This window comes from Microbulbifer discodermiae (assembly GCF_040742695.1).
Lineage (GTDB): Bacteria > Pseudomonadota > Gammaproteobacteria > Pseudomonadales > Cellvibrionaceae > Microbulbifer.
This window is the reverse complement of record NZ_JBFLAB010000097.1, coordinates 1-7,213: the sequence shown is the minus strand read 5'-3', so window position 1 is coordinate 7,213 and position 7,213 is coordinate 1. Positions and strand designations below refer to the sequence as shown.

5 protein-coding genes are annotated in these 7,213 nt (G+C 56.7%); 4 read left to right on the top strand and 1 reads right to left on the bottom strand.

What is annotated here, in order from left to right:
- Window positions 1-690: 690 nt before the first annotated feature.
- The 4 genes from AB1S50_RS18535 (at window position 691) to AB1S50_RS18520 (ending at window position 4,426) form a co-directional block, all read left to right on the top strand.
- Window positions 691-1,392 carry a spondin domain-containing protein gene (locus AB1S50_RS18535; protein ID WP_367152683.1) on the top strand — a complete coding sequence of 234 codons (702 nt, stop codon included), beginning with the start codon at window positions 691-693 and terminating at the stop codon, window positions 1,390-1,392.
- A gap of 23 nt (window positions 1,393-1,415) precedes the next feature.
- A complete protein-coding gene (locus tag AB1S50_RS18530) occupies window positions 1,416-2,156 on the top strand; it encodes a spondin domain-containing protein (RefSeq protein WP_367152682.1) in 741 nt (246 codons plus the stop codon).
- 91 nt (window positions 2,157-2,247) lie between these two features.
- Window positions 2,248-2,961, top strand: a complete 714-nt coding sequence (locus AB1S50_RS18525; protein ID WP_367152681.1) for a response regulator transcription factor — start codon at window positions 2,248-2,250, stop codon at window positions 2,959-2,961.
- Window positions 2,942-4,426, top strand: coding sequence for a sensor histidine kinase (locus tag AB1S50_RS18520; protein ID WP_367152679.1), 1,485 nt, complete (start codon window positions 2,942-2,944; stop codon window positions 4,424-4,426). Before AB1S50_RS18525 ends, AB1S50_RS18520 begins: the two co-directional genes overlap by 20 nt.
- A 398-nt stretch (window positions 4,427-4,824) precedes the next feature.
- Here the strand turns inward: AB1S50_RS18520 and AB1S50_RS18515 are convergent, their stop codons facing one another.
- On the bottom strand, window positions 4,825-6,894 hold the full coding sequence (locus tag AB1S50_RS18515; protein WP_367152678.1) for a M13 family metallopeptidase: 2,070 nt from the start codon (window positions 6,892-6,894) through the stop codon (window positions 4,825-4,827).
- Window positions 6,895-7,213: the final 319 nt, after the last annotated feature.

The window sequence follows — 7,213 nt, the reverse complement described above, 5'->3', positions numbered from 1 at the left end:
CCAGTGCACCTGGAATCTGCTGAGAAGTAGATTCCAGGTGAAAAAACAAACAATCTCAGGGTTGTTTTGGTCAAATTCAGGCCCGCACCAGAAAATACTGATACTGCCGTAGCGATTGTTGAGTTATTCAGACGTTCCTTAACAGGCCCTAGCAGGGATTCATGTACATTAACCCGGTAGCTACATAAGTTGCCGGGTTAATGGTGACAAAAGCGGTGGCACTTCCTATCGGTATTGATGTTGTGAGACAGGCAGTTAAGCAGGTTGTTGAAAAAGGCATGCTGCCTGTTTCAAAACACGAAAAGCGAAAAATATGATTTTCACTGTTCTCCCAAAATCAACGGCTTAGGTGTCGCCGATTTTGCCGGAACATCCATATTCCGGTACCAGGCTTCGAAATTCTTCGAATTTCAACAGCCTGCTAGGTGGTTGCGCCGTACCTCACTGCCAGCCATCCCCTGCAAATTGTTTATTCTCTGTCCACTTCGAACTCACGGGGTTTTCGCTGATTGCCCTTTGGCTTTCGGTGCCGGAAGTCCCGCGTGAGTAGGGGGAGGCGCTTTTTATCAGGTATCTTAGCCCCTGTGATAAAAACGTGAGAATTTTGTGATCGGCAGTAGATATTTCCCGCTTAGTCTGAAATGCGCTGTTTAACCTTCAACCGCAAAAGCAAAGACTTTGGGGATAGCTATGAAAATAAAGTCCGTTCTCGGTGCCCTGGCACTGGCAGCCGTCGCGACCGGAGCCCAGGCACAAACCGTTTCAATGACAGTCACCAATCTTACTCATGGTATTTATTTCACTCCCTTGCTGATATCCGCCCATGGGAGCGAGTTTCACCTGTTTGAAGCCGGTGCCATGGCCACCCCGGAACTGCAAATGATGGCCGAGGGCGGCAATATCAGTGGGCTGGCCACTGCTGCGGGGGCCATGGGCGCGGTCAATGTGGAAAACCCGGCCGCGGGGCTGTTGGCGCCCGGTGCCAGTGTGGATGTGGACGCGTTCGATACCGGCAGTAATGGCTACCTGTCCATCACTGCGATGCTGCTGCCCACCAATGATGGTTTCGTTGGGCTCGATGGCTGGAAGATTCCCACCGAGGCGGGCACCTATACCCTGTTGCTGAATGCCTATGATGCCGGTACTGAGGCCAACAACGAATTGGTGGTTGAGGGCAGCGGCATGCCTTTTGTCGCCGGCATCCCAGCCAATCCCGGTGCCAATGGTGGTAACGGGGGCACAGGGGTGACCGCAGACGAAGTTAACCAGCGGATACATATCCACCGCGGGAATGTCGGGGATACGGACCCCAATGGCGGTGCCAGCGATCTGGATGCGCGTATCCACCGCTGGCTGAACCCCGTGGCCAGGGTTGTGGTAACCGTCCAATAACGGTGGCAACGGGAGAATTCACTATGAAAAGAATGAAATTGAGCGCTTTGCTGGCACCTCTGGCAGTCGCAGCCCTGTTAGTCGGCTGTGACAACGACAACAGCTCGGCCGGGCCGGTCAACCCGCCACCCGCTCCGGAACCCGAGCCTGAACCCGTCACGGTGACTTTTGAAGTGGAGGTCACCAATCTGACCCACAACCAGCCTTTTTCACCGCTAGCCATAGTGGCCCACGACGACAGCCTGCGTGGCTGGACTCTAGGCCAGGCTGCCGGCGACGGCCTCGAACTTCTGGCTGAGGGCGGGGACAACAGCGGGTTCGTGATGGAATTGGAAGATGCGGGCAGCTTCGCTTCCGCCAGCGCGGAAGGGCCCTTGGGTCCCGGTGCCACCGAAACCCTGTCCCTGAGTTTGACTGAGGAGGAGGCGTTGACGCTGACCATTGTCACCATGCTGGTCAATACCAACGACGCCTTCACCGGCGTTACCGGGGTGGATGTTTCATCCCTGGCGGTGGGCGATTCTCTGCAACGACTGGCTCCGGTATACGATGCCGGGACTGAGTTTAACAGTGAGCTGGCCGGTACCATTCCCGGTCCCGCTGACGGTGGCGAAGGCTTTAATGCCGAGCGCGACGATGTGAACTTTGTCGCACGCCATTCCGGGGTGGTCACCCAGGCGGATGGTTATGCCGAATCAGTGCTGAACCAGTCGCACCGCTTTGATCAGCCCACTATGCGCTTGAGGATCACCCGCACCGAGTAATAATCGCGGCGTTGGCACGACAGAAGAGTCTGGCTCCTGCCCGCCCCCTCCGGGGCCGGGCAGGTACATGACTGACGACCGGTGGGCTGCCATGAGCAAACGTATTCTGGTGGTTGAGGATGACCCGGACATCCTGCGACTCCTGCATCTGCACCTGGAGAACCTGGACTATTCGGTAACCTCCTGTGACAACGGTGAGAAGGGCTTGATGCGTGCCCTCAACCAAAAATTCCATCTGCTGGTGCTCGATGTGATGCTTCCGGGCCTGGATGGACTGGAGATCTGTCGCCGCCTGCGGGATGCCGGCCACTCCCTGCCAATCCTGATGCTGACCGCACGCAATTCAGAACTGGACCGGGTGCTGGGGCTGGAACTGGGGGCGGATGACTACCTGCCGAAGCCGTTTGGTGTGCGGGAGCTACAGGCGCGGGTCAAGGCGCTGTTGCGCCGCACTCTGCTCAATGACCAGGCGCAGCATCGGGCCGAGGCAGATAGTTTAATCCGCTGTGGCCGCTTGCGTATCGACTGTGACAAGCGCCTTGCAACCCTGGATTCACGTCAACTGGACCTGACCGCGCGGGAATTCGACCTGCTTTACTACCTCGCCAGCCACCCGGGCCACGTATTCAGCCGCACTCAGATTCTGGACGCGGTTTGGGGTTATCAGCACAGTGGCTATGAGCACACGGTAAATTCCCATATCAACCGCCTGCGCGGCAAATTGGAGCGAAATCCATCACAACCGGAGTATGTATTGACGGTCTGGGGGGTGGGATACAAGTTCAATGATGCAATTTCTGCGTGATGCTTTTTATCGGCGCCTCGCATTGCTGCTGCTGTGCAGCTTTGTGGTTGTCGGTGTGTTGTTCCTGCTGCTGATGCACTATATGGTCAACGCCTACCAGGACGAAGTGGCGCAGAATCTGCACCGCGAGCTGGCCCGCCACCTGGTGGATGAAAAAGCCCTGTTCGTTGACGGCCAGCCGGATCGGGACGGACTCTATCACCTGTTCCACAACCTGATGGTGCTGGGGCCAAACTTCGAGTTCTACCTGCTGGGCCCCCAGGGCGAAATCCTTGCATATTCCGCAGACCCCACTCAGATCAAACGCCAGCAGATTGACCTGGAGCCTGTTCGCGCTTTTCTGGACAGTTCCGCAAAAGATCCGCGCACCATTTATGGCCAGGACCCTCGCGACCGCGGGCGGCTCAAGGTTTTTTCCGCTGCCCCGGTGGAGCGGGATGGAGAGCTCAAGGGTTACATGTACGTGATTATCGGCAGCGAGATATTCGATGACGTGGCCCAGGGGGTGTGGCAGAACCACATTGAACGCTGGGTGGTGGCGGTTTTCCTCGGCGGTCTGATTCTCAGCCTGATCGCCTCTCTGTGGGTATTTGGCCTGCTAACCCGTCCGCTACGGCGCCTCACGGGGGACATGCAACGCTTTCGTGCAGTTGGCTTGCAACAGGAACTGGCGCCGACACCCTGGGATGCCAATGCCAACGACGTGGTTCACCGTCTCGGCAGCACTTTCAATGAAATGTCCGTGTCACTGCGGGAGCAGTACCGGCGCATTAAAACCGTGGATGAGATGCGGCGCGAATTGTTGACCCATATCTCCCACGACCTGCGCACGCCCCTGTCGTCACTGCAGGGTTATCTGGAAACCTGGCTGCTGAGCGAGCAACTGCATCCGGAAGAAAGCCGGCGCTATGTGGAAACAGCCTACCGCAACAGCAAAAAAGTAAACCGGCTGGTGGAACAGCTGTTCGAACTGGCGTGTCTGGAAAGCGCCGATGTACCGATGAATATCGAAAAGGTGGTGCTGGCGGAACTGGTGCAGGATGTGCTGCAAAAATTTACCCTGAAGGCGCGCGAGCGCTGTGTGGGGATGGATGTGACGCCGCGGGACACCGCTATTGCGGTGTACGGCGATATCGAAAAACTGGAGCGGGTCTTTTCCAATCTGGTGGAGAATGCGCTGCGTCACTGCGGACCGGGGGACGAGATTATCGTGCGGTTGCAGCCCCGCGGCAGCCGGGTTGCGGTGAGTGTAAAGGACAGTGGCAGTGGAATTCCCGCCGCGGACCTGCCGCATATATTCGATGCACACTACAGGGCTGCTAACAGCGTATACGACGGCAACCGACAGGGCGGTCTGGGGCTGGCGATTACGAAAAAACTACTGGCGCTGCACCAGGCGGATATCTGTGTCCAGAGCACTGAAAATCGCGGCACCGCCTTTGAGTTCCAGCTGCGCTGCAGCTGAGCCAGGCAGCTACTGCGCACAGGGGCACAATTGTGCCGGTGCCTCGGGTGTCCAGGCCCTAGCAGGCTGTTGGAATGCGAAGAATTTCGACGCCCAGGTACCGGAATATGAATGTTCCGGCAAAATTAACGACGCCTAAGCCGTTGATTTTGGGAGAAAAGTGAAAATCATATTTTTCGCTTTTCGTGTTTTGAAACAGGCAGGATGCCTTTTTCAACAACCTGCTGGAGGAGATCCCTCATCCATTGGGTTGTAGCCCCTGAAGGCTTTCGCAAATACTTAAAATAGCTTGCACTCAAGAGCTTACCCCGGCGGCGGTACACCCTCGCAGCCTATTAACCCGGCAATCGAACAAAAAAAGCCCCGCAATGCGGGGCCTTTTGAGTATGTGAGGCCGCTTACCAGATAACCACGCGCTCCTCTTCCGGCAGGTACATGCCATCCCCCTCCTTGACGTCAAAGGCAGTGTAGAAGGCCGAGATATTCGGCAGCACGCCCCTGACCCGGTATTTTGCCGGTGAATGCGGGTCGGTTTTCAGGCGCTCGCTCAATGCCTCGTCGCGGATCTTGCTGCGCCAGACCTGGGCCCAGCCCATAAACAGGCGCTGGTCACCGCTAAAGCCGTCGATCACCGGGGCCTCCTTGCCATCGAGGGACATCTTGTAGGCCTTGTAGGCAATACCGAGGCCGGACAGGTCGCCGATGTTTTCACCCAGTGTCAGTTCACCGTTGATGTGCTCTCCTTCGAGGGGCTCGAAGCTATTGTACTGGGCCACCAGCTTGCCGGTCAGGTGCTCAAAGTTGTCCCGGTCGGAGTCGGTCCACCAGTTGTTCAGATAGCCTTTGCCGTCGAACTTGCTGCCCTTGTCGTCGAAGCCGTGGCCTATCTCGTGACCGATTACGCCGCCGATACCGCCGTAGTTGACCGCATCGTCCGCCTGCATATTAAAGAATGGTGGCTGCAGTATGGCGGCCGGGAAGACAATCTCGTTCATCGCCGGATTGTAATAGGCATTGACGGTCTGTGGTGACATGCCCCATTCGTGCCGGTTGATGGGCTGTCCCAACTTGCCGCGCTCGTACTTGGCTTCGAACAGGTTCGCCGCCAGTACATTGCCAGCCAGGTTATCGGCACTGACTTTCAGGCCGCTGTAGTCACGCCACTTGTCCGGATAGCCGATCTTGGTGGTGAAGTTGGCCAGCTTGTCCAATGCCTGCTGTTTGGTTTCCTCGCTCATCCAGGTCAGGTCTTCGATGGAGTCCCGGTAGGCCGCCTTGAGGTTATCCACCAGCTCCACCATGCGTGCCTTGGCTTCGGGAGGGAAGTACTTTTCCACATACCGTTTGCCCACCAGTTCGCCCACGGAACCATTGACGAACTGTACCGCGCGCTTCCAGCGCGGCTCCATTTCCTTGATGCCGCGCACTGCGGTGCTGTAGAAATCGAAATGGGCTTGAGCCAGTTCCGAATTCATATAGGGGGCCATGGCGGTCAGAAGCTTGACCTTCAGGTAGCGGCGCCAGGTGTCCATATCGGTTTCGTTGATAATCTTGCTTGTGGCCTGTAGATATTCCGGCTGGCCCACCGCAACATGGTCGGCTTTGTCCAGCATCGCCTTGGACAGGTAGCTTTGCCAGTCGACGGCCGGCATCAGGTCGGCCAGTTCGGCGGTGGCTTTCTTGTTGAAGTACTTTTCCGGATCGCGGTTATCGACACGGGTGCGCTGGTGTTTCGCCAGGCTTTTCTCCAGTGCGTAAATTTTGTCGGCAAATGTACTGGAATCCTTGAGGCCGGCGATATCCTGCACTTTCACCAGATAGTCCATATAGGCCTGCTGCAGCTTTTGGCCTTTCTCGGATTCGTCAAAGTAGTAGTCGCGATCCGGCAGGCCCAGGCCACTCTGCCACAGAAAGGCTATGTAGTTTTCCACATCCTTGATGTCCTGGTAGATGAACACCCCGAGTGGAACCTGGTAGCCCACAGTATCGGCATAAGCGAAGTAGTCGGTCAGGTCCTTGCGGCTGTCAATAGCATCAACTTTTTGCAACTCCGCGGTCAGCGCATCCAACCCTGTTGCTTCAATTTGCTTTTCGTCCATAAAGCTGTTGTACAGGGCACCAATCTGCCGGTCATCGGCGCTGTTGGCGCCTTCACTCGCTTCCATGATCAATGCCTTGACCCTTTCGGTGCTCTGATCACGCAGGATACTGAATCCACCCCAGCGGGATTTGTCTGCGGGGATCTCGGTGTTGTTCATCCAGTTGCCGTTGACATAGGCAAAGAAGTCGTCCTGGGGGCGCACACTGGTGTTCATGGCTGCGAGGTCGATACCGGACCCGAGGCTTGCCTGCTGTACCGCGGCGCTCTCGGTGTTGCCCGCCATTCGGGCACTGGTGTCAGGGGCCTCTGACTTGGAACAGCCGGCGAGAATACCGGCGATGGCGAGGGGAAGGAGTAACTTGTTCATGAAAGTGTCTTCTCTGGCCTGGTTATAATAGGGTGCCGATGTTATGCCGGCCGGCCAGGGTGGGGCAACCGCCGTGCGATTAGCGGCCACAGTCATGCGGTAGGGGTGGGCCCTTGAGGCTGGTCCAGGGGGGAGGTGTCGCCGACCTCCCCCGGCAGCTCAGCCCCCTATGCTGTACTAGGGCCTGTTAACACTAATTTTGATAAAATCTGCGTTTATGGAAATCACAAAATCGCAATTCAAAATTATCGAACACCTGCTGCCTTTACAGCGAGGTAACGTCAAAATACCGAATATACAGGTCATAAACGCTGTTTTG

Bases quoted from the DNA above. Each gene is read 5' to 3' on its own strand.
- AB1S50_RS18535 (WP_367152683.1), top strand. From the start codon at position 691: ATGAAAATAAAGTCCGTTCTCGGTGCCCTGGCACTGGCAGCCGTCGCG.
- AB1S50_RS18515 (WP_367152678.1), bottom strand. From the start codon at position 6,894: ATGAACAAGTTACTCCTTCCCCTCGCCATCGCCGGTATTCTCGCCGGC.
- AB1S50_RS18530 (WP_367152682.1), top strand. From the start codon at position 1,416: ATGAAAAGAATGAAATTGAGCGCTTTGCTGGCACCTCTGGCAGTCGCA.
- AB1S50_RS18520 (WP_367152679.1), top strand. From the start codon at position 2,942: ATGATGCAATTTCTGCGTGATGCTTTTTATCGGCGCCTCGCATTGCTG.
- AB1S50_RS18525 (WP_367152681.1), top strand. From the start codon at position 2,248: ATGAGCAAACGTATTCTGGTGGTTGAGGATGACCCGGACATCCTGCGA.